This is a genomic window from Pantoea coffeiphila (assembly GCF_016909495.1).
Lineage (GTDB): Bacteria > Pseudomonadota > Gammaproteobacteria > Enterobacterales > Enterobacteriaceae > Erwinia > Erwinia coffeiphila.
The window spans coordinates 301,885-323,640 of the sequence record NZ_JAFBFW010000006.1; the positions used below are offsets into that span (position 1 = coordinate 301,885).

The window sequence follows — 21,756 nt, forward strand, 5'->3', positions numbered from 1 at the left end:
TGGCCGGGTTAACCCCGTCACACTGTCGGAAAAATCATAAAAAAGTCCGACGTTCACATTCATATTTCGGTGATCAATCTCACCAAACGTTACAATAAGCGCCTAAAAACTTGCAGTAAATCACACAATCTTGACATTTAAATTGCAGGGGATTCGTCACTGGGCGTTTACTGCTCTCACATTGTGAACGTATTACAAAAACGAGGGTGACATGAATACCAGACTACATGCAACCGCTGTGGCACTTGCTGCGGCACTGACTTCCCCGGCGTTATACGCAGCCATCGATAATATTGATTTCCACGGCTATCTGCGCGGCGGCGTGGGCGTGTCGCAGGACGGCGGCATTCAGGAGTGGCAGAAGAACAAGCTTGGTCGTCTCGGCAACGAAGGCGATACCTACGGCGAAGTAGAGCTGGGTAGCGAAGTCTATAAAAAGGACGACGTCAGCTTCTACGTCGACAGCATGGTCAGCATGGTCTCCGATGGTTCCAACGATAACGAAACCACCCTCGGCGACGATGCACAGTTTGGTCTGCGTCAGCTGAATCTGCAAATTAAGGGCCTGGTCCCGGGTGATAAGAATGCGGTGATCTGGGGCGGTAAGCGCTACTACCAGCGCCACGATCTGCACATTATTGACACCAAATACTGGAATATTTCCGGTTCCGGTGCCGGTATTGAAAACTACACCGTCGGCCCGGGCGCGGTGTCATTCGCCTGGATACGTGGCGATGCGAACGACGTTGACTACCGTGAAGACGGGGATAACGACGTCAACATCAACTACCTCGACCTGCGTTACGCCGGCTGGAAGCCGTGGAGCGGTGCCTGGACCGAGTTTGGTATCGACTACGCCATGCCGAACACCACCAAAAAGCAGGAAGAGTACGGCGGGCTGTATGACGCCGACAACGGCGTGATGCTGACCGGTGAAATCAGCCAGGATATGTGGGGTGGCTACCAGAAGCTGGTGTTCCAGTATGCGAATAAGGGCCTGGCGCAGAACGTTATCTCGCAGGGCGGCGGCTGGTACGATATGTGGAATGATACCCGCGACGCCACCGGCTATCGCATCATTAACACCGGCCTGCTGCCAATCACCGACCGCCTGTCGCTGAACCAGGTGATTACCTGGGGCTCCGCGCAGGATCTGACGGCGTACAGCGATAAGAGCACCCTGCTGTCGGTCGTGGGCCGTGCGCAGTACCAGTTCACCGACTATGTGCGCGGCATCGGCGAAGCGGGCAGCTTCTGGCAGAAAGATCAGTACAAAGACGGCAGCGATTATAAACAGGCTGGTCAGAAATATACCCTGGCGCTGGGTCTGGCGGCCGGTCCTGAGTTTATGTCCCGTCCTGAACTGCGCGTGTTTGCCTCCTACCTGAATGACTCCGAGCAGGGCAACAGCTTCGATGATGGTACTGCCAGCGATACCTGGAACTTTGGCGTTCAGGTTGAGGCCTGGTGGTAATCTCCCACGCTCGCTCCCCGATCACTGCTTGAACACTGGCTGTTTTATTGGATAACCGTTACCGGTTATCCTTTTTTTATTGTGACAACGTCACCCTGTCAACTCAGGCATCGCCAAAGAAACGCGCATCCAGCAGCTGGCGTAGCCGGTCCGACTGCGTGCCGAAGATGGCATGCACCTCGTGGCCGAGGATCACCACTCCGATCGCTCCCGCCTGCTGCAGCCCGGCAGAATCCACCGCAGACAGCGATTTAACCGTCACCCGCAGCCGGGTCAGACAGGCATCAACCTGCACGATATTGTCGCGGCCACCGAAGCAGCTTAACAGCCGATCCAGCAGCGCGTTGTCGGCCGGAGCTTCTTCCGCAGGCAGCGCTTCGCGGCTGAAGTAGTGCTTAAAGGATTTCAGACTCACCATATTTCTCTCCTTCTGGACATAAAAAAAGGCGGGCTTGCGCCCGCCTGTGTATTCGCCGTTACAGCGGCGCGCGCAGCACGCGGCAGCCCCACGGCGGCAGGACCAGTACCCCGGAGAGCGGCGAGCCGTCCGTCAGGTCACCGATCCCCGCTGGCAGCGTGACTCGGTGCTCTGCCGCGGTGTAGTTCTGCAGGAAGATAAACGACTGCTCGCCGTCGGTACGACGATGGGCCGTCACGCCCGGCGGCAAGGTCACATCGAGCGCGCGCGGCAGCGCCAGCTGTTTAATCAGCGCGCCGTAGAAGTCGCGGTGGAAGGTCAGATCGTTGCGCGAAGCGATGTACCACGCCTTACCGTCACCCACCTCATTCACCGTGACCGCCGGTTGCCCGGCGTAAAAATCGCTCTGATAGCGGGCCAGCGCGGTGGCACCTTCAAGATGGATCAGCTCGCACAGCTCACGCGCCTGATACGGGCCGCTCAGCCCCAGCGCGTTGCCTTTGATGCCCTGAATCCCGTTTGATTCCTCGTCGGTCAGGCTGTCGATCTCTTCCGCCCAGATACCCAGCAGCGGCCGCAGCGGGCCGGGGAAGCCGCCAAGGTGGCAGAGGTCGGTTTCATTCACCACGCCGGTCCAGTAGCTGGCAACGAACTGGCCGCCGTTGTGCAAATGGCGCTCCACGCGTTCGGCAAAGCCGTCGCGCACCATATACAGCATTGGCGCAATCACCAGCGTGTAAGGCGTCAGGTCGGCGTCGGCGTTGATCACGTCAACAGCCACGCCCTGCTCCCAGAAGGTCCGGTAATGTTCCACCACCGTGCGCTCGTAGTGCAGGCCTATATTGCGTGGACCCTGCGCGTTATCCATCGCCCAGCGGCTTTCCCAGTCAAAGATGATCGCCACGCGGGCTTCCACGCGGCTGCCGAGCACCGGGGTCATGGCGTCCAGCATCCGCCCCAGCTCGCTGACCTCGCGGCCGATGCGCGTATCCAGATGACCCACGTGGTCGATCACCGCGCCGTGGAACTTCTCCACCGAGCCGCGGCTTTTGCGCCACTGGAAGTACTGCACCGCATCCGCGCCGTGCGCCACGGCCTGTAGCGAGGAAAGAATATGCATACCCGGCTTTTTGAGCTTGCTGGTCGGCTGCCAGTTGGTGGCCCCCGGTGTGGACTCCATCAGCACGAACGGTTTGCCCTGCTTGAGGGTGCGCATCAGGTCATGGAACATCGCGGTGTAGCAGGCCAGCGTGGTGTCATCCTTCTCATTGTGCCACGTTGGATAGCTGTCCCAGGAGATGAAGTCCAGCGCCTGCGACAGCTTCCAGTAGTCGTAGTCGTAGAAGTATTCCATAAAGTTGGTGGTGGCCGGCAGTTCCGGGTTAACCGCCTTCAGCGGCTTGATCTCCTGGGTGCAGAAATCGGTCACCTGGTCGGTCATAAAGCGCCGCCAGTCGAGGTTCAGACCGTGGATGGACATCTCGCCCTGCGGTGAAGGCGAGGCAATCTGCGACCAGTCGGTATAGGTATGGCTCCAGAAGTCACTCCACCAGGCGTGGTTCAGCTGTTCCAGCGTCTGATAGCGTCGCTGTAGCCATTCGCGGAACGCCTGCTGGCAGCTGTCGCAGTGGCACTCGCCGCCGTACTCGTTGGAGATATGCCAGCCAATCACCGCCGGGTGATGGCCGTAGCGCTCGGCCAGCCGACCGTTCATCGCCTGCACCTTCTGGCGGTACACCGCCGAGGTCATACAGTGGTTGTGCCGCCCGCCGTGCAGCGCCTTAACGCGATCGCGGCCTACACGCAGCACTTCAGGATATTTTTGCGACATCCATGCCGGGCGCGCACCGCTCGGCGTAGCGAGGAACACGCGGATGTTCTGTGCATACAGCTTATCCAGCACGTTATCCAGCCAGCTGAAGTCGTAGCGCCCTTCTTCCGGCTCCAGCTTGGCCCAGCTGAAGATGCCGACCGACATCACGTTACAGTGGGCCTCCTTCATCATCGCCACATCTTCATCGATAATGCCCGGCGTGTGCGACCACTGCTCGGGGTTATAGTCCGCGCCGTGCAGCAGGCGGGTGATCCCGGCCGCCAGCGGTGGGAATTTAGTCATACTTCTTCCTTAATCTGTCAGAGGTACCGGCCCGCAGGCCGGTCAATTAATGAAAAGCCTGGATGGACGGCAGCACTTTGCCGCGGCAGTCAAACAGCGCCTGATTTTCACGGGCGTTGCCCTGCTTCCACTCGTCGTGGATGTACTTCATGCCTTCCGGTGTGGCCCAGGTATTGCCGCTGGCAGGTATCCAGGCTGGCTCCCAGTACACCACCCCTTTGCCGCGATGATTGGGCACCGCCAGCACCGCCGACATCAGGTCGTGCAGATAGGCCGCCTGGCCCGCCACGGTTGCCGGATAGCCGCCGTCTTTCTCTTCCTTCGCCTGGAAGCTGTTCTCGGCGCTGTCGCAGTTTTCCAGCGTGTAGCCGTAGGCGGCTTCCACCACCATCACGTCTTTCTGATAGCGCTGGCTGATGTCATCCATATTGGCTTTCAGCGCGGAGATCGGTCCGTTCCAGTAGGTGTACATCGACAGGCCGATCACATCGAACGGCACCTGGCGGCGGGTAATTTCATCGAACCACCAGCGGAACATGTCGTTTTTGGTGCCCTCCGCCAGGTGCAGCATGATCTTCACCTGCGACGGATCGCTGAGGTTCTCACGCAGACCGGCGATGGCCGATTTCAGCAGTCCCGCCAGGCGATCAAACTCGCCGCCGTTCTGCCCCCAGCTTTTGCCTTCCGGCCACAGCATGCCGCCGTTCAGTTCATTGCCGATCTGCACGATCTCCGGCAGCACGCCCTCCGACTTAAAGCGGGCGATGGTGTCGCGGGTGTAGTCGTGAATGCGCGTTTCCAGCTGCGGGAAGGTCTGCTTCTCCCAGGCTTTCGGCTTGTACTGCTTGCCCGGATCGGTCCAGAAGTCGCTGTAGTGGAAGTCGAGCAGCAGATGCATTCCCGCCGCTTTGGCACGTTTGGCCAGCGCCAGCGTGGTGTTCAGATCGTTGGTGCCGCCGCCGTAGGCTTTGCCACTCGGGTCATACGGGTCAACCCACAGCCGCAGGCGAATGGTGTTGATGCCGTTAGCCTTCAGGATGGCGATCGGGTCCTGTAACTGGTTGTTGGCGTTGTAGAATTTCGCGCCCTGCTTTTCCAGCTCCGGCAGCGTGGAGATATCCGCGCCCTTAACAAAATCCGCAGGCACCTGGCCTATCGGGGTGATGACCGACGGCGTGGCGGCGAGCAGAGGGGTCGCCCAGGCCAGCGCCAGGGCGATTAACAGTGATTTACGCTTCATGGTTTATCCCTTTGTACTGCCTGATGTCAGGCCGGAAACGAAGTATTTTTGCAGCGCCAGATAAAGGATGGCGACCGGTACGGCGATCAGCACCGCCCCTGCGGCATAGGTGGTGTAGCTGGCCCCCATTTTCTGCGACACGAGGTTGTACAGTCCGATAGGCAGCGTGAACTGGTCCGGGCTGCGCAGAATGGTGCTGGAGAGGATGAAGTCCCCCAGCGGGCCGGTGAAGGAGAACAGCGCCACCACCGCCAGAATCGGCTTCGACAGCGGCATAATGATCTCAATGAAAATGCGGAAGTTCCCCGCGCCGTCCATGCGCGCCGACTCGTCCAGATCTTTCGGAATGGCGTCGAGGTAGCCTTTCATCAGATAGGTGTTCATCGGGATCATGCCGCCAACGTAAATCAGCACCAGCGCCAGGTGGCTGTTAATTAAGCCCAGAAGCTGCGACAGCACGAAGATGGCAATCAGCGCCGAAAACTGCGGGATCATCTGCAACAGCAGGAACAGCATCAGTCCGTTCTGCCGCCCCTTAAAGCGGAACCGCGAAAAGGCATAGGCGGTACAGCTGACGCTGATCAGGGTCAGTACCATGGTGAAGAAACTGATTTTCATCGAGTTCCAGTACCAGTTCAGGTACGGCACCGTGCCGTTAAACAGATTGCGGTAGTGCTGCAATGAGGCATTTTCCGGGATGATCGAGCTGCTGAGCAGGCTGTTGCCCGCGTTCAGTGACGCCCCCACCGTCCACACCAGCGGATAGATAATGATGGTGGAGACGAACAGCACCACCAGCCAGGTCAGCGACAGGCGCACCCATTTTTCGCGTTTAATACTTACTGATTTCGCCATGACTGTGCCCTTACGCCATTTCATCTTGTTTGAACGATTTGGTGGCCCGGAACTGCCACAGCGCCACGCCGACCACAAAAATCGACAGCAGGATCGTAATGGTGGCGGCAATCGCATACTGCGAAGACGACATGGTCAGCTTGTAGATCCACGAAACCAGAATGTCGGTGCCACCGGCGTTAGACCCGGCCACCGCCGGGCCGCCGTTGTTAAACAGATAGATAATGTTGAAGTTATTAAAATTGAAGGTGTACTGGGTGATGATGATCGGCGCGATGGCGTACATCACCAGCGGCAGCGTGATGGTTTTCAGCCGCGTCCAGGCGCTGGCCCCGTCCATCATCGCCGCTTCATACAGGTCGTCCGGAATGGCCTGCAGTACCCCGGTGGTCATGGCGAACACAAACGGGAAGCCAAGCCAGGTCTGCATTAAAATCAGTGCCGTTTTGGTCCAGAACGGATCGGTCATCCACGCCTTCGGCGCAATGCCGAAGAAGTCGAGAATCGAATTGTTGATTACGCCAAAGGTGTCGTTGAACATGCCCGCAAACACCAGAATGGTGACAAAGCCCGGCACCGCCCACGGCAGAATGAAAATGGTGCGGATCAGCGGCTTAAAGCGCAGATCTTTCTGGTTCACCAGAATGGCCAGCATCACGCCCACGCTGCACTGTAGCGTCGTTGCCAGCAGCGTCCAGACTACCGTCCACTGCAATACGTCGAAGAAGGTGGAACGCCAGATGGATAAGGTGAAGATATTAATGAAGTTCTTCACCCCGACCCAGTCAACCAGCTTCGCGGGCGGCGTGTGGTACAGGTTGTAGTTGGTGAAAGCGATGGCGAACCCGAACAGGATTGGGAACACCACCACAAACACCAGCAGGATAAACCCCGGGGTGATCATCAGATAGGGGAAGCCCTCGCGCAGCAGGATCTGATACTGCTTGCGTACCCCGTGCAGCTGCTCGCCGTTATCGCGGCGTTGGCCGTTCAGCCACGCGTCGCGGAACGACAGCCCCCACAGCGTCAGGCCGAAGGCGATAATCAGCACGCTGATAATCCCCTCCGCCAGCAGGAAGATCGAGTTGTCGCGCGGCACCTCTTCCCCCAGCGTTACCAGTCCCCACAGCCCCTGCTGCAGAAAATCATGGAACACACCGGCAAAGCTGGTGAGCAGGATTAAAAAGCACAATCCCTTCGCCCACTGGCGATGATAGAACTGGCCGAAGCCCGGCAGCAGCGCCAGCAGTACGCCAGTTACGGCGTGCTGCCGCGAGCGTTTGTTAAGCATCAGTTTTTCACTGGGGGAAATCATCACACCATTATCCTTCTTGCTTCCTGATTCGGGCCGCGATGCGACGCTGACTTACTGGTTACTGGCCTGCATCGCTTCAATCTGCATGGTGATTTGCTTCACCGCGCCGTCGAGCGCCGCTTTCGGTTCCTGCTTGCCGGACACGCTCAGTTCCAGAGCGGCATTGGCCGGTCCCCACACTTCCTGCATTTCCGGTACGCCCGGCATGGCGGAGGCGCGTGCGGCCTGCACCGCAACGGCGTTGGCTTTCTCATCGTCTTTGATAATCGGGTCATTCATCAGCACCAGCAGCGGTGGGATCTCCTGGGTTTTCTGATAGCGTTCTTTGACGTACTGCGGCTGGTTGATGAACTCGATAAACTGCTGCGCCAGCGCTTTATCCTTGCTCCAGGTGGAGACTACATAGCCCTTCACGCCGAGGAATGAGCTCATCGGTTTGCCGTTTGGCAGCTCGGGCAGCGGCGCCACGCCGTAATTGATGCCTGCCGCTTCATACGGCTGGAACGCCCACGGGCCGTTAATCACCGCCGCCGCTTTTTTCTCGGTAAACAGCGAGTCGATGGCGTTCAGTCCGTTATCCCCGAGGATGCCGCCCGGCAGCAGGCCCTGAGTGAAGAAGCTTTTCAGGTAGGTCACGGCTTCAATGCTGCCCGGGGTGTTCAGGCCGATGTCGTGGGTGTTCAGCCCGCCCTTTCCGTCCTTGCCGAAGATGTAGCCGCCCATCGGCGCAATCGCACCCCAGCTGTAGTAAATCTGGTCGAACTTCGCCAGCAGGCCGTACTGTTTGGCTTCGCGCTGCTTCTGCGAGAAGGTGCGGTACTCGTCGAGGGTTTTCAGCGGCGACGGCAGCAGATCCTTGTTGTAAATCAGCACCAGAGTTTCAATCGCTTTCGGAATGCCGTACACCACGTTGTTCTGGATAAACGCGGCCATCGCCGACGGGGTATACGCCGCCTGATGTGCCGCATCCACGGTGATTGGCGACAGCAGACCCTGCACCACGGCGCTGCCCAGCTGGTCGTTCGGGATCACCAGCACATCGGGGCCGATACCGGCCGGGCCATCCAGGCGCAGCTTCTCAATCTGCTGAGCGAAAGGCATCTCCTGCACTTTAACTTCAACATTGTGCTGCTTCTGGAAATCGGCGATGGCGGTTTTAATGCCATCGGATTTCTTAATATCTTCCCAGACGGTGAGCTGCTGTGCGGCGTAGGCGGCCTGCGTGGCCATCAGTGCGGACAGTAACAGCGTGATGCTCGTTTTCAATTTCATTGCTGACCTCATGTGAAGGTATGACATTTTTATGTTTTATTGCTGAGTTCGCGGGCCGTTAGCCGGTGGAAATCAGCCTGTAGGGCGAGAGGAACTACAACGTATTGATGTCATACGCTACGCAAGAGCACCCGATCCCACCAGTCCATATTTATCAATGTGTGATCGACGTTACAGAAATCAAAATACCCGGTAGGGTGCTTACCATCAGGGGGTTATAGTCAACCCGCTTCCCACAACGGTTGAAGCCCTGAAGTGAAGTTTTGTAATACGTAATACATTTAACCCTGAAAAACATTCCCGATGAGGATTCGCATGTCCAGCATCAGACTGAGAAGCGTGAGTAAGAAGTTCGGCGCAACCGAAACGCTGAAAAATATTCAACTGGATATCGAGGCAGGCGAATTTGCCGTATTCGTTGGCCCTTCCGGCTGCGGCAAATCCACCCTGCTGCGGCTGATTGCCGGGCTGGAGGAAGTCAGCGGCGGCGAGATCCTGATTGGTGATGAGATGGTCAACGACGTTGCCCCCGCCCATCGCGGTGTGGCGATGGTGTTTCAGTCCTACGCGCTTTATCCGCATATGACCGTGGCGGAAAACATGGGCTACGGCCTGAAAGTTAACCGCGTACCGAAAGAACAGATCCGCCACCAGGTGGAGATGGTTTCCAAAACGCTACAGCTTTCCCACCTGCTGGACCGCAAACCGAAGCAGCTTTCCGGCGGGCAGCGCCAGCGCGTGGCGATTGGCCGGGCGATTGTGCGTAATCCGAAGGTGTTTATGTTCGATGAACCGCTGTCAAACCTGGATGCCGAGCTGCGCGTGGAGATGCGCCTGCATATCGCCAAGCTGCATCAGGAACTGAAGACCACCATGGTTTATGTCACCCACGATCAGGTTGAGGCAATGACGCTGGCCGACAAGATTGTGGTGATGAACTAAGGCAAGGTTGAACAGGTCGGCTCGCCGATGGCCCTCTACTACAATCCGGTTAACCGCTTTGTGGCGAGCTTTATCGGCTCACCGAAGATGAATTTCCTGCCCGCTCAGGTCGTGGAGTGCAGCGCCAGCGGGCTGCTGGTCAGCATTAACGAAGGGCAAAACACCCTGGCGCTGCCTGCCCCGCAGCGGCTGCTGCAGCCGGGCGAGGCGCTGACGTTGGGCATTCGGCCTGAGCATCTGCGCATCAACAGCGACGCTCCGCTCCAGCTGGATTTCCATTGTGAAGTGGTGGAGCGGCTGGGCAACAATACCTATCTGTTCGGTCAGAGCTACGGCCACGACGGCTTTAAAATGCTGCTGCCCGGCGATGTTTCCTTCCGTCCTTATCAGTCTCTGCGCCCGTCTTTCTATCCGCATCAGTGCATGGTCTTTGACAGCGAAGGGCTGCGTATCAGCGCGGATATCGAGATCCCGCAGGATCAGGCGGCGTAACGCTGCCGGTTGTTTTCTCTACCCGCCTTATCCGTTGAGTCACTCCTGGCTGCGTGTTTGTTCACTCAGCCTGAAGGGATTTAGCGCCAATAAAAAACCAGACCATGAGGGTATCGGCACTCTGCCGGGGCGTCATGGACTGGTAGCCCGCTTTGATTTTGATGTCTCCCTGTGGTGTAAACCCGCCCTCGCCACGGCATGACGGGCTCTTCCTGTCTTTTAACGTCAGAGGTTGTTTGACGGTGATTCAAACCGTTCTCGCAGACATCATTTGTGCAACATCTCAGAAACAAATTAAAAACACATAAAAAACATAAAAACTCAGGCCTCATCAAAATATGGCTACTCGCTCATATTTCGTTCTAAAACCGCCGATACACTCAAATTATCAACTGAGCCCTACCCTACTTTTTATAACGACCTATAAATAAATCAGGAGATAAAATGGCGATCGCGATCAAGGATATCAGCGTTAAAGATATTCGTTTCCCAACGTCCAGAAACCTCGACGGTTCTGATGCGATGAATGCAATATCTGATTATTCCGCAACGTATGTCACCCTGATAACCGATCGGGAAGATTTAAAAGGCTACGGACTGACTTTTACTATTGGCCGGGGAAACGATCTCTGCGTCAGCGCAGTTAAATCATTAGCTGAATTATTTGTTATTGGCCGCACGCTGGAAGAAATTACCGCTAATTTCGGCCAGTTCTGGCACGAGCTGGTTTCCGGTGATTGTCAGCTGCGCTGGGTCGGTCCGGAAAAAGGCGTTATTCATTTAGCCACCGCGGCAATTATTAATGCGCTCTGGGATTTATGGGCGCGTTCGGAAAATAAAACCGTGTGGAAGCTGCTGGTGGATATGAAGCCGGAAGAGGTGGTGAAGTGCATCGATTTCACCTACATCACCGACGTGTTAACCCCGGAAGAGGCGCTGACCCTGCTGCGCCGCGTCGAGAGCGGGAAAGCGCAGCGCGAGCAGGAGATGTTTGAATACGGCTTCCCGGGCTATACCACCGCTGCGGGCTGGCTGGGCTACTCGGAAGAAAAAATGCGCCAGCTGGCACGCCAGGCGGTCGCGGATGGCTGGACGCACCTGAAGCAAAAAGTCGGAGCCGATCTGGAGCAGGACATGCGGCGTGCGGCCATTCTGCGCGAGGAGCTGGGCTGGGACCGCAAGCTGATGATGGACGCCAACCAGATTTGGGGCGTAGACCAGGCCATTGCGGCCATGCGCAAGCTGGCGCAGTTCGACCCGCTGTGGATTGAGGAGCCGACCAGCCCGGACGACATTCTCGGCCATGCGGCGATTAAAGCGAGAATTGGTGATATCGGCATTGCCACCGGCGAGCACGCCCACAACCGAGTGATGTTTAAACAGTTCTTCCAGGCCGGCGCGATGGACTTCTGCCAGCTCGATCCCGCCCGCCTCGGTGGTCTGAATGAGGTGCTGGCCGTGGTGCTGATGGCGGCGAAATTTGGCGTGCCGGTTTGCCCGCACGGCGGCGGCGTCGGCCTGTGCCAGTATTCGCTCAATATCGTGCTGTTCGATTATATTGCCGTCTCCGCCTCGCTGGAAAACCGGGTGCTGGAATATGTCGACCACTTACATGAAAACTTCGAAGAGCCCTTAGTCATTAAACGCGGAAGATATTATCCGCTACAGCAACCGGGTTACGGCGTGAAAATGAAACCTCAGACCTTACTGGATTATTCATGGCCTGACGGACGCGAATGGTTAAATTAAAAACCTCTCATTATTAATCCTGTCAATTTTCTGACATCCCGCCATGAAATAATGGCGGGATAGTCAGAATGCCTTATGACGTTATTATCGAAGAGACCGACTGCATAACACTCAACGTGGAAGCACTCCTATGAGTCAGACTGAAGATGATAAAGTTGTTAATTCGGCAGTACGTAAATCTATTATCCGCCTGCTGCCGTTTCTGGCATTAATGTATGTAATGGCTTATTTAGATCGTGCCAATATTGGTTTTGCCAAAGAAGCATTCCAGGTGGATACCGGTTTAAGTAATGCCGCCTACGCGTTTGGTGCCGGGGTGTTTTTTATCGGCTATGCGCTGTTCGAAGTGCCCAGCAACATTTTGCTGTATAAAGTGGGTGCCAGGGTCTGGCTCTCCCGCATCATGGTGACGTGGGGGCTGATCTCTGCGGCGATGATGTTCGCCCACGATGAGCAAACCTTTATCATTCTGCGCTTCTTCCTCGGCGCGTCCGAGGCCGGTTTTATGCCGGGCGTGATGCTCTATCTCACCTTCTGGTTCCCGCTGAACGTCCGCGCTAAGGTCGCCGGTTACTTCTGGTTTGGTCCGCCGATCGCTTTTATTCTTGGCGGCCCGGCATCCGGCGCGCTGTTAACCATCCACGATATGTGGGGCTTGCACAACTGGCAGCTGATGTTCCTGGTGGAGGGATTACTGGCGGCGTTCGTCGGCGTGGTGGCCTATTTCTATCTGGACGATAAGCCTGCCGACCGGCGCTGTAAGTTCCTTAACGAAGAGGAGAAGCAGGCCCTCAGCCGGGTGATTGAAAAAGAAGAGAAGGCTAAGGTGAACCACGGCCCGCAGGGTATCCTGAAAGCCCTGTGCGATCCGCGCGTGCTCTACCTGTGCATGATCTGCTTTACCATCCAGGTGGGTTCCTACGGGATTGCGTTCTTCCTGCCTTCGCAGGTGGCGGCACTTTCCGGCCAGAAAGTCGGCTTTATCGTCGGCGTGCTGTCCGGTATTCCCTGGCTTTGCGCCCTGTTTGCGGCCTGGTATATTCCGCACCTGTCGACGAAGCGCAAAGAAAGGCGCTGGATCGGCACCATTACCCTGCTGTGCGGCGGCCTTGGCGTGGCGCTGTCGGGGATGTTAGCGGCAACGCCGGTCTGGGCATTTATCGTGCTGTGCATCGGCTGCGCGGGCCTGCTGGCGGTGCAGCCGATCTACTGGACCTTCCCCACCAGCTATCTGGGCGGTGCGGCGGCGGCATCAGGAATTGCACTGATTAACTCGCTGGGCAATCTGGGTGGTTTCGTTGCGCCAAATATCCGCGTGTGGGCCGAAAACACCTTCAATTCACCGGCGGCGGGGCTGTATCTGCTGGGCGCAATCGCCATTGTCGGTGCGCTGATGCTGTCCGGGGTGTTCCGCATCGGCATCCGCCGCGATCTGGACAGCCCGGCACCGGATACTCAGCGGGATGCGCCAGCGGAGAGCAGTGCGACGCTGACTTCGGGCTCGCTGAAGTAACGATGAAAGAAAAATACCCCGCCGAAGCGGGGTGTTTTTTAACCCAATCGGAACGCGTTCGATTTCCGCTCCGGCCAGGGAAAATAATCAGCGAGGCGTATGCTGAGGCACGCGCAACGCCGCTTCCGACCAGCACTGCTGCATTTTGTCCGTTGCCGCCTGGAAGCGCTGCGTCCACTGCTGCAAATATTCCGACCGCTCTTTTTGCTGACGCTCGCGGGTGGAAGGATCGCTGCTGAACGTACCCCACTGGCTCTGCACGGACTTGCTCTCATTCGTCAGGCTGTCCGTTTCGGCACGGCACTGCGGAATAACGATGTTGTCGAAATCAGCCACCGACACGCCGTAATCCCGGTAGATACTTAACATGCGATAGCGACTGTCGCTGCCGTCGGCATAATTTTTAGCGTCATTATACACTTTCATATCCAGCGCCGAGTTGCTGCGGAAGTCCATCTCAATCGGATCAAGCACCGCTGACGTTGCTGTTAAATGGTAGGTTTTCACTTCACCGGCGGCGGAAGGTGCTGCACTGGCTTGCGCATTCACCGCTATCTGTTGCTGACTGGCGCTCGCCGCTACGCCGGTGCGGCAGTCATACAGATTGGCATCAAATCTTGGCTTCATGCTGCCTTTCACCGAGGTGAAGATAAAGCTGAGGAACCCGTTGGCCTCGCTTTTGCGGTAGAAGGAGGTGGTGCCGTCCGGCTCCTGCTTAACTTTCATAAACTCCTTGCCGCGCGGTGAAACAAATTCACTGTTCATATCACCCAGCCCGTAAAAACGATCGAAGTGGATGATAAAGCTGTCGCCGTTATCGGTAACGCGCAGCCGGTTTGGCTGGGTTTTCTGGTTGGTGATGTACTGATCGATAGCGTCTTTACTGTAGGTGACCTGCACCTGGCAGGAGCGTTCTACCGACGCCTGGCCCGAACTCGCTACGGGTGCTGCACTCTGAGCAACGGGTGCAGCCTGTTGTGCGGGAGCGACCGCTGCCGGTGCAGCACTCTGAGGCTGGCTGCCGGAAACCGCCGTCGACTGCGCGCTGCCGCCAACGATCGCATTCAGGTCGTTTACGCGGTTCACGTAGGCGTTTTGCAGCTCGGTGAATGACGTGGACTTATTGCGAACCTCTTTTAACCACGCCAGTTGCGATTTCCTTATGGCGGCTTTATTCTCCGGGTTCTGCTTAATCGCCTGGCCGTATAAGCCGCTCACTTTATCGTCCAGCGCGGACAGCGCCGGGGTGGAACAGATGGTCTGTTCAACGTAGCCGCTGGCTTTATTACAGTCGAAGCCGGCAGCGAAAGACGCTGAACTAAAAATAACACTCGTAACGGCTAATGCAGCGAGACTCAATTTCTTCTTCATCTAAAGTCCGATTAATATTGTTATGCTGGTGAAGCGTTATTTCCCAACAGATTCACAATCTGATTTGTTGGAAGTCTTATTATTTATACTGACTGGTTTAATGCTGCCTTGCCTTTGGGGTGTGATTTATATCTTTTAAATTCTGTGGCTTAAGTGAGGAATGCGCTGATCGATTCAACCATCAGAACACGCCCGCGATTGTATAGTATGCCCGCGTTGCCCTGCCAGATAATTTTACTGAAACGGGTTCTGATCCGGCTGGCGGTCTCACTTCAATAATAAATAGACTTAATGGTAATGACCGAAAACGTACCGGGTGAAAAGGTTTTAACGATTCACCATCACGCAGATAAATAATCAATACGGGTAGCTCATCCCTTAAGTGGAATATCAATTGATGCAGCAGTTTCTGGTTTCGACCTGCAAGTGATTAATCCGACCAATCCTGGGCACTACATTGTTAAACGATCAATCCGGAATGCTCATGTTCGCGCTGGGCTATGTCACCAGATCGGTCAGTCCCAGGTTTGGTTCCTGTACCGTCCATTCCCTTCCCCGGCATAATGACCCCGATCACAGAAATCACTTCTGCATTTTGTAATCGATTACTTTTGATCGTAGTTTGTAATCGATTACTTATTAATAACAGGATGAAAATTGATGAAAAATTTGATGGCAACGGTGGGGCTTTTGGCGGCTCTGGGCACGGCGTCGGGCTTTGTTTCAGCGGCGCAGGTGGATGATGAAATCGCGCTGCAAATGTATACGCTGCGCAATGTCGGCACGCCAGCCGAGCAATTCGCGATGGCGCACAAGGCGGGCTTTAAGCACGTGGAGCTGGTCGGCACGCACGATCTGAATGCCGCACAGCTGAAGGCGCTGCTGGAGAAAAACCAGCTGACGGTCACCTCTTCACACGTCCAGCTGAAGGCGCTGGAGCAGGACTATCAGCAAACCGTGGCCTTTAACAAGGCGGTAGGCAACAGCACCATCGTGGTGCCGTGGATTGAACCGCAGGATCGCCCGGACAGCACCCAGGGCTGGATCGATTACGCGCAGCGGCTGGATAAACTGGGCGCGAAGCTGCACAAGGACGGCATCCAGCTGGGCTACCACAACCATAATTTTGAAATGAAGAAGTACGACGGCGTCACCGCGCTGGACATCATCTTTAAGCACTCGCAGCCCGCTAACCTGAAGCTGGAAATGGACGCGGCGTGGGTATCGCGCGGCGGCCAGGACCCCGCACGTATTCTGAAAGAGTATCCGGGCCGCGTGTTTGCTATTCACGCCAAGGATAATGCCTCGATCGGCATCCGCGATGACGAAATGAACTTTGCCCCGCTGGGCGAAGGCCTGCTGGACTGGAAAACGATTCTGCCCGCCGCGAAGGCCAGCGGCGTGAAGTGGTTTATTATCGAACACGATAAACCGAAGGATGCCTGGAGCATCATCACCACCTCGCTGAAAAATCTGCGCGCCGCGCTGGAAAGCCTGCCGAAATAACCGCAGCAGAGCGGCACCGGAAAGGGTGCCGTTCGCCGTAGGAACCCGGAGCTGCACCACAGCCTCGATTTTTGGGAATCAGACGGCTCGCGGGCTGATGCCCAGCCCGCGAGCCCAACCCGTCAGTCGGCGATGCGGATAACGATCTTGCCAAACGCACCGCGTGACAGGTGTTCAAACGCCTTCACCGCATCGCGGAAGTCGTAGACCTGCTCAATCACCGGCTTGATGTTGTGCTCGGTGAGGAACGGATTCATGCGGTCAAACGATGAACGCGGCGCTACCGCGATACCCCGGATCGTGGTCTGGCGGAAAATCACCGGCATCAGGTCCAGCTGCGATGTCTGCCCGGTCAGAAAGCCGACCTGCGCGATGGTTCCGGCAACCTTCGTGGCGGCCACCGACTGGTTAATCCCGTTCCCCCCGGCGACGTCGATAGTGATATCAACCCCTTTACCGGCGGTCAGCGCCAGCACGGCGTTATGCCAGTCCGGCGTGGTTTTATAGTTGATCCCCTCATCGGCACCCAGCTGTTTAATCCGATCCAGATTGGCATCACTACTTGAGGTGGCGATAACGCGTGCGCCATACGCATGGGCTATCTGCGCCGCAAAGACGGAGACGCCGCCGGTTCCCTGTACCAGCACCGTCTGGCCCGGTTGCAGGTTGCCGATATCCATCAGCGAATACCATGCGGTCAGTGCGGCAATCGGCAGCGTTGAGGCTTCCTCATCGCTCATCGTGTCAGGGGCTTTCACCGCGCTGTCCTGATGAATAATCATATACTCGGCCAGGCCGCCCGGCAGCGGCATCCCGAGGCACCAGTCCGGCTCATCCGCCGCGGGTTCACCGTCCAGCCAGCGCGAATAGAGGTGTGAATTAACCCGTTCGCCGACGGTGAAGCGGCTCACGCCCTCACCGACTGCCACGACGGTTCCCGAGGCGTCGGACACCGGGATCAGCGGTTTAGGAACCCGGTGTGGTTCATAGAATCCGTCCACGATTGCCTTATCCCGGAAATTAAGGGATACCGCCCCCACCTTCACCAGCAGTTCGCCCGGACCCGGCGTTGGGGTTTCCACCTCGGCGAGCTGTAAATTCTCAAGGCCAAAATCTTTCAGTAACCATGCTTTCATTTCTGCGTCTCCACGGTATGAGTTAAGTGGCGGCCATCATAAAAACTGCGCGCGGCGGGAAAAAGCCGTGGAAAAGCACTTCACTGTTATTGCAGGGGAAACAATCCGCCAGGGTATACTTCGCTGTATTGATACCCGGTGGGTGAACGATTTCAGTGGAGAAATGATGCGCGCTAACATGCTGGAACTGATGGCGATTTATGTTCAGGTTGTTGAACTGCGTAGCTTCACCCGAGCTGCGGATGCCCTGCAACTGCACCGCCCGGCGGTGAGTAAATCAGTACAGCAGCTGGAAGACGATCTGGGGGTAAAGCTGCTGCATCGCACCACGCGCAGCCTGAGCATGACGGCAGAGGGTGAGGAAATTTATCAGCGTGCTAAAGGGCTGCTGGCCGACGTCAGCGAGATGATGGCCTCGGTGTCGACGGATAAACCGCCGCGCGGCCGTCTGCGGATTGATGCGCCACTGGCGCTGACCCACGCTATCCTCGTTCCCACGCTGGACGAGTTCCAGGCGCTGTACCCACAGATTGAAATTGTGCTGACGGCATCCGATCGCCTGACGGATTTTATTGCGGAAGGTATCGACTGCGTTATCCGGCTGGGCGAACTGAAAGACTCCAGCCTGGTCTCGCGCCACGTTGGCAGCGTAGCGATGGCGACCTGTGCCGCACCGTCGTATCTGGAAAAGTACGGAACACCGCAGACGCCCGACGATCTTGCCCGGCATAAAGCGGTAAATTTTTTCAGCGAGCACAGCCGGGAAATCATGGAGTGGAAGTTCACGGTCAACGGAGAAACAGCTTCACGACGCCCGGCCAGCAGCATGCTGGTTAACAATTCCGATGTGCTGCTGTCCTGCGGGCTGTCCGGCCTGGGGATGCTGCACGCATTACGCGCCGCGCTGGAACCGCATATTCAGGCCGGAAGGCTGACCGAGGTGCTGGCGGAGTACTCCACCGTTGCCAAGCCCGTCTCGGTTCTTTATCCCGATCGCCGCTATTTATCCCCGAAGGTTCGCGTCTTTATCGACTGGTTTAGCGCGATGTTCGCCCGCCAGTACCCGCGTTAACCGCGCACTCCGCCATCGCATTGATGGCCGGTTTCCGCCGGGCTGCTCACCGCGTTTATCGGCGCGCCCTGGTTTTTATGGCAGTTTTCCAGAAATACGAGCCGCTAGGCTTTTTTGAAATAGTGATCGGTGAGGATTTCCGCGCCGTCATCGATCGCTTTCAGAATCAGCTTCTCGCAGGCATCGGCATCGCCCGCCGTTAAGGCTTCCAGCAAATGGTCGTAGTTGTGGTGCCCCTGTGCCATCTCCGTTGACTGCGGGTAGAGATAGTTGAAGCACGGGCCAATCTGTACCCACAGCTGCTCGATGATCGCTTCCAGCGTCGGCATCTTCGCATAGCTGTAAAGCGTAAAACGAAATGCACGGTTGGCTTCCAGCGCCATCTCAACGTCACCGCTCAGCTTGGCCTGCATAAAGCGCGCACAAAGTTTTTTTAGCGCCGTCAGCTGTTTTTTCGTCACGGCCGTCGCGGCAGACCTCACCGCTAAACCTTCAAGCTGCTTACGGATCAGCGTGATCTCCTGATAGCGTTGCAGCGTGATTTCCGGCACCAGAAACGCCGCCGCGGGCGTGGCATCCAGCGCGCCCGCAGAAACCAGACGCAGCAGAGCCTCACGGACCGGCGTGATGCTGGTACCCAGCTGTGCCGCCAGATCGCGGGTCACCAGCCTGGCACCCGGCTTGAGTTTCCCCACAATCAGCGCGCTGCGCAGCGTGGATTCCACCTGCGCGGTGAGACTCAGTCGCTGCGCTTTTTCCATCTCAATCATGCTTTTTAGTCCTTTCCCGGATATCGCAAATGGTTATTTAATTTTAATGTTTTATTGCTATTCAGCCTGACTATAGGATATATCATGTATTACAAAAACACAGCATTGTCCTCACAGTATTCACTCTTTTCACTACCTTGCCGATGGCAATTTGGGAAAACGTTATGAGACTACCTGCAGTGAAGTTTGCCACTACCGCATTGCTTATTGCTCTGCTGCCTGCCGGTGTACAGGCGGCGGAGATCACCATTGGCCAGGCGGCCTCCGCCACGGCAATGGACCCCGGCTTTCTGAAAGAATCCGCCACCCTCGTGGATAATATTTTCGATACTCTGGTGCGCCGCGGTGACGATATGTCGCTACAGCCGGGCCTGGCTACCGAATGGAAAGCGGTGGACGCCACCACCTGGCTGTTTACCCTGCGCCCGGGCGTGAAGTTTACCGACGGCGAGCCGGTGAATGCCGAAGCGGTAAAATTCTCCATCGACCGTATCCTCGACCCGGCAAACCACGCGCCGACCATCTCCTACATCCGCACGATTAAATCCGTTGAGACGGTCGGTGACAATCAGGTTCGCATCATCACCAACGGCCCGGACCCGCTGCTGCCAACGCGGATGAGCCGCTATCCGGCGTATATCGTCCCGCCTGCCTACGTGAAAAAAGTGGGTGCCAGCGAGTTTGCCCGCAAGCCCGTTGGCAGCGGAGCCTACAAGCTGGAAAGCTTTATCCCGGATGAAAAAGTGGTGATGGTCGCCAATGACGCCTACTGGCGCGGTAAGCCGGCTATCGATCAGGTCACCTGGCGTCCAATCCCTGAAGCCACCGCGCGCCTGACCGCGTTGCTGACCGGCGAAGTTCAGCTGATTGAGAACGTGCCTGCCGACCTGGTTCCGGCGCTGAAAAACCGCCCGAACGTGCAGCTGGAGCAGGTGAAAGGCGGCGGCCTGACCATCTATCTGGGCCTGAAAGATGAGGAAAAACCGCTTAACGACGTGCGCGTTCGCCAGGCACTGTCGCTGGCGCTGAACCGCCAGGCCTATACCCAGCAGCTGCTGCACGGATTTGGCACACCGACCGGGACGACCGCCGGAGCCAATGACTTTGGCTATCTGCCGGTTCCGGCTACCGTGCAGGACGTGGCGAAAGCGAAGTCCCTGCTGGTGGAAGCCGGTTACCCGAACGGTTTCACCCTGCGCTTCCAGGCACCGCGCCGCTATATCGCCAGTGCCGATGTGGCGCAGGCCATCGTGCAGGATCTGGCGGCTATCGGCGTGAAAGCCCAGCTGGAAGTGCCGGAATGGTCGGTCTACACCCAGCAGGTCGCGGCGCAGAAACAGGCTCCGGTTTATATGCTGGCCTGGGGTTCAACCCAGACGCTGGATGCCGACGCCGCGCTGTTCCCGATCCTGCGCAGCGGCGAGCCGTACTCCACCGTGCATGATGCCGAACTCGACAAACTGCTGGACCAGAGCCGTCAGATTGTTGATCCCGCAGCGCGTAAAAAAGTGCTGGAGCAGATCCAGCAGCGCGTCGCCGAACAGCAGCCTCTGCTGCCGCTGTATCGGGAAGATACCCTTTACGCTCACAGCGATTCGCTGGTGTTTAAAGGCCGCGTGGATGCCCGCATCCCACTGTATGACCTGAGGCTGAAATGATCGCACCGACCGCCGTGCTGCGCCGTCGCCCGAGGCGACTGATCTATGGTGATGCCGTAATTGGCGCGACCCTGCTGATCGCGGTTATCGCCGCAGCACTGCTGTCGCCGTGGCTGCCCCTGCCCGATGCGCTAAGTAATAATCTGCTGGAAATCTTCCTGCCGCCGGGTAGCCCCGGCGCGCAGGGCACCCACTGGCTGGGTACCGACCAGCTGGGCCGCGATCTGCTGTCGCGCATACTTTCCGGTACGCGGCTGTCGCTGCTGGTGGTGGTACTGGCGGCGCTGATCGGCGCGGTCATCGGCACCACGCTGGGGATGATTGCGGGCTATCTTGGCGGCTGGGTGGATGCGCTGCTGATGCGGCTGATCGATATCCAGCTGGCCATTCCGTTTATTCTGCTCATTCTGTTGGTGATTGCCCTGATGGGGGCGTCGCTGACCAATATTATTGTGATTATGGGCTGCACCAGCTGGGCGATTTATGCCCGCGTGGCCCGTGCCAAAACGCTGGAAATCCGCGAACTGGAATATATTCAGGCGGTGCGGGCGATGGACTTCTCGACCCTGCGCATCCTGTTCCGCCACATTCTGCCTAATCTGTTTACTCCGCTGATCGTCCTGCTGACGCTGGATATCCCACGCCTGATCGTGCTGGAAGCCTCGGTCGGTTTTCTCGGCATGGGCATTCAGCCGCCGACGCCGACGCTGGGCAATCTGATTGGCGAAGGGCGCTCTTACATGCTGTTGTCGCAGTGGCTGGTGCTCTATCCGGGGCTGGTGATTGCCGCCTTGGTAATCGGCTGCAATCTGCTGGGCGATGCCCTGCTGCGCCGCACGCACACGAGGCTGGATTAA

General features: G+C 57.2%; 16 protein-coding genes and 3 pseudogenes. 10 read left to right on the forward strand and 9 right to left on the reverse strand.

From position 1 onward, the window contains the following. Positions 1 to 211: 211 nt before the first annotated feature. Positions 212 to 1,474 (forward strand): maltoporin, encoded by a 1,263-nt coding sequence (locus tag JOE09_RS20185; protein ID WP_205067023.1) that lies wholly within the window; start codon positions 212 to 214, stop codon positions 1,472 to 1,474. Positions 1,475 to 1,577: 103 nt separating this feature from the next. On the opposite strand, the gene JOE09_RS20190 is transcribed toward JOE09_RS20185, so the two are convergent. The 6 genes from JOE09_RS20190 to JOE09_RS20215 are packed head-to-tail and all read right to left on the reverse strand — an operon-like array spanning position 1,578 to position 8,690. After that, the gene (locus JOE09_RS20190; RefSeq protein ID WP_105591803.1) at positions 1,578 to 1,892 is read right to left on the reverse strand and encodes a PTS sugar transporter subunit IIB; all 315 of its coding nucleotides are present in this window, start codon (positions 1,890 to 1,892) and stop codon (positions 1,578 to 1,580) included. Positions 1,893 to 1,950: 58 nt separating this feature from the next. Then, a complete protein-coding gene (locus JOE09_RS20195) occupies positions 1,951 to 4,008 on the reverse strand; it encodes a beta-galactosidase (RefSeq protein WP_205067024.1) in 2,058 nt (685 codons plus the stop codon). 46 nt (positions 4,009 to 4,054) lie between these two features. Next, positions 4,055 to 5,248 (reverse strand): glycoside hydrolase family 53 protein, encoded by a 1,194-nt coding sequence (locus tag JOE09_RS20200; protein WP_205067025.1) that lies wholly within the window; start codon positions 5,246 to 5,248, stop codon positions 4,055 to 4,057. 3 nt (positions 5,249 to 5,251) lie between these two features. Continuing rightward, positions 5,252 to 6,103: a sugar ABC transporter permease gene (locus tag JOE09_RS20205; RefSeq protein WP_205067026.1), complete on the reverse strand. Its 852-nt coding sequence runs from the start codon at positions 6,101 to 6,103 to the stop codon at positions 5,252 to 5,254. Between the two features lie 10 nt (positions 6,104 to 6,113). Further along, positions 6,114 to 7,418 carry a carbohydrate ABC transporter permease gene (locus JOE09_RS20210; protein ID WP_105591799.1) on the reverse strand — a complete coding sequence of 435 codons (1,305 nt, stop codon included), beginning with the start codon at positions 7,416 to 7,418 and terminating at the stop codon, positions 6,114 to 6,116. Positions 7,419 to 7,469: 51 nt separating this feature from the next. Then, positions 7,470 to 8,690, reverse strand: coding sequence for an extracellular solute-binding protein (locus JOE09_RS20215; RefSeq protein WP_205067027.1), 1,221 nt, complete (start codon positions 8,688 to 8,690; stop codon positions 7,470 to 7,472). Between the two features lie 315 nt (positions 8,691 to 9,005). Between JOE09_RS20215 and JOE09_RS20220 the strand changes: the two are divergent. From JOE09_RS20220 to JOE09_RS20230, 5 genes and pseudogenes are all read left to right on the forward strand, one after another. Continuing rightward, a pseudogene (locus JOE09_RS20220) lies at positions 9,006 to 9,744 on the forward strand (ABC transporter ATP-binding protein); the annotation flags it as partial. Further along, a pseudogene (locus tag JOE09_RS26465) lies at positions 9,720 to 9,812 on the forward strand (hypothetical protein); the annotation flags it as partial. The pseudogenes JOE09_RS20220 and JOE09_RS26465, both read left to right, overlap by 25 nt. Positions 9,813 to 9,842: 30 nt before the next feature. Continuing rightward, positions 9,843 to 10,124: pseudogene (locus JOE09_RS26470) on the forward strand (TOBE domain-containing protein); the annotation flags it as partial. 444 nt (positions 10,125 to 10,568) lie between these two features. Further along, positions 10,569 to 11,873 carry an enolase C-terminal domain-like protein gene (locus JOE09_RS20225; protein WP_200544898.1) on the forward strand — a complete coding sequence of 435 codons (1,305 nt, stop codon included), beginning with the start codon at positions 10,569 to 10,571 and terminating at the stop codon, positions 11,871 to 11,873. A 130-nt stretch (positions 11,874 to 12,003) separates the two neighbouring features. Further along, positions 12,004 to 13,386 carry an MFS transporter gene (locus JOE09_RS20230; protein WP_205067028.1) on the forward strand — a complete coding sequence of 461 codons (1,383 nt, stop codon included), beginning with the start codon at positions 12,004 to 12,006 and terminating at the stop codon, positions 13,384 to 13,386. An 87-nt stretch (positions 13,387 to 13,473) separates the two neighbouring features. On the opposite strand, the gene JOE09_RS20235 is transcribed toward JOE09_RS20230, so the two are convergent. After that, positions 13,474 to 14,757 carry a lysozyme inhibitor LprI family protein gene (locus JOE09_RS20235; RefSeq protein ID WP_205067029.1) on the reverse strand — a complete coding sequence of 428 codons (1,284 nt, stop codon included), beginning with the start codon at positions 14,755 to 14,757 and terminating at the stop codon, positions 13,474 to 13,476. A gap of 660 nt (positions 14,758 to 15,417) precedes the next feature. Between JOE09_RS20235 and JOE09_RS20240 the strand changes: the two genes are divergently transcribed. Next, on the forward strand, positions 15,418 to 16,263 hold the full coding sequence (locus JOE09_RS20240) for a sugar phosphate isomerase/epimerase family protein (RefSeq protein ID WP_105591794.1): 846 nt from the start codon (positions 15,418 to 15,420) through the stop codon (positions 16,261 to 16,263). 122 nt (positions 16,264 to 16,385) lie between these two features. On the opposite strand, the gene JOE09_RS20245 is transcribed toward JOE09_RS20240, so the two are convergent. Next, complete coding sequence (locus JOE09_RS20245; protein ID WP_205067030.1) at positions 16,386 to 17,399, reverse strand: zinc-dependent alcohol dehydrogenase family protein; 1,014 nt, start codon at positions 17,397 to 17,399, stop codon at positions 16,386 to 16,388. Between the two features lie 166 nt (positions 17,400 to 17,565). Between JOE09_RS20245 and JOE09_RS20250 the strand changes: the two genes are divergently transcribed. Further along, entirely contained in the window at positions 17,566 to 18,471 is a 906-nt protein-coding gene (locus tag JOE09_RS20250) for a LysR family transcriptional regulator (protein ID WP_205067147.1), read from the forward strand. Between the two features lie 104 nt (positions 18,472 to 18,575). On the opposite strand, the gene JOE09_RS20255 is transcribed toward JOE09_RS20250, so the two are convergent. Further along, entirely contained in the window at positions 18,576 to 19,241 is a 666-nt protein-coding gene (locus JOE09_RS20255; protein WP_105591787.1) for a GntR family transcriptional regulator, read from the reverse strand. A gap of 164 nt (positions 19,242 to 19,405) precedes the next feature. On the opposite strand from JOE09_RS20255, the gene JOE09_RS20260 reads away from it, so the two are divergent. Both JOE09_RS20260 and JOE09_RS20265 read left to right on the forward strand, forming a co-directional pair. Then, complete coding sequence (locus JOE09_RS20260) at positions 19,406 to 20,899, forward strand: ABC transporter substrate-binding protein (protein ID WP_205067031.1); 1,494 nt, start codon at positions 19,406 to 19,408, stop codon at positions 20,897 to 20,899. Next, on the forward strand, positions 20,896 to 21,756 hold the full coding sequence (locus JOE09_RS20265) for an ABC transporter permease (protein WP_105591785.1): 861 nt from the start codon (positions 20,896 to 20,898) through the stop codon (positions 21,754 to 21,756). The genes JOE09_RS20260 and JOE09_RS20265 overlap by 4 nt, the downstream gene beginning before the upstream one ends.

What these genes read in the sequence shown, in the direction of transcription:
- JOE09_RS20195 (WP_205067024.1), bottom strand. Translation starts at nt 4,008, where the DNA reads ATGACTAAATTCCCACCGCTGGCGGCCGGGATCACCCGCCTGCTGCAC.
- JOE09_RS20200 (WP_205067025.1), bottom strand. Translation starts at nt 5,248, where the DNA reads ATGAAGCGTAAATCACTGTTAATCGCCCTGGCGCTGGCCTGGGCGACC.
- JOE09_RS20250 (WP_205067147.1), top strand. Translation starts at nt 17,566, where the DNA reads ATGCGCGCTAACATGCTGGAACTGATGGCGATTTATGTTCAGGTTGTT.
- JOE09_RS20185 (WP_205067023.1), top strand. Translation starts at nt 212, where the DNA reads ATGAATACCAGACTACATGCAACCGCTGTGGCACTTGCTGCGGCACTG.
- JOE09_RS20265 (WP_105591785.1), top strand. Translation starts at nt 20,896, where the DNA reads ATGATCGCACCGACCGCCGTGCTGCGCCGTCGCCCGAGGCGACTGATC.
- JOE09_RS20210 (WP_105591799.1), bottom strand. Translation starts at nt 7,418, where the DNA reads ATGATTTCCCCCAGTGAAAAACTGATGCTTAACAAACGCTCGCGGCAG.
- JOE09_RS20215 (WP_205067027.1), bottom strand. Translation starts at nt 8,690, where the DNA reads ATGAAATTGAAAACGAGCATCACGCTGTTACTGTCCGCACTGATGGCC.
- JOE09_RS20235 (WP_205067029.1), bottom strand. Translation starts at nt 14,757, where the DNA reads ATGAAGAAGAAATTGAGTCTCGCTGCATTAGCCGTTACGAGTGTTATT.
- JOE09_RS20260 (WP_205067031.1), top strand. Translation starts at nt 19,406, where the DNA reads ATGAGACTACCTGCAGTGAAGTTTGCCACTACCGCATTGCTTATTGCT.
- JOE09_RS20255 (WP_105591787.1), bottom strand. Translation starts at nt 19,241, where the DNA reads ATGATTGAGATGGAAAAAGCGCAGCGACTGAGTCTCACCGCGCAGGTG.
- JOE09_RS20230 (WP_205067028.1), top strand. Translation starts at nt 12,004, where the DNA reads ATGAGTCAGACTGAAGATGATAAAGTTGTTAATTCGGCAGTACGTAAA.
- JOE09_RS20240 (WP_105591794.1), top strand. Translation starts at nt 15,418, where the DNA reads ATGAAAAATTTGATGGCAACGGTGGGGCTTTTGGCGGCTCTGGGCACG.
- JOE09_RS20245 (WP_205067030.1), bottom strand. Translation starts at nt 17,399, where the DNA reads ATGAAAGCATGGTTACTGAAAGATTTTGGCCTTGAGAATTTACAGCTC.
- JOE09_RS20190 (WP_105591803.1), bottom strand. Translation starts at nt 1,892, where the DNA reads ATGGTGAGTCTGAAATCCTTTAAGCACTACTTCAGCCGCGAAGCGCTG.
- JOE09_RS20225 (WP_200544898.1), top strand. Translation starts at nt 10,569, where the DNA reads ATGGCGATCGCGATCAAGGATATCAGCGTTAAAGATATTCGTTTCCCA.
- JOE09_RS20205 (WP_205067026.1), bottom strand. Translation starts at nt 6,103, where the DNA reads ATGGCGAAATCAGTAAGTATTAAACGCGAAAAATGGGTGCGCCTGTCG.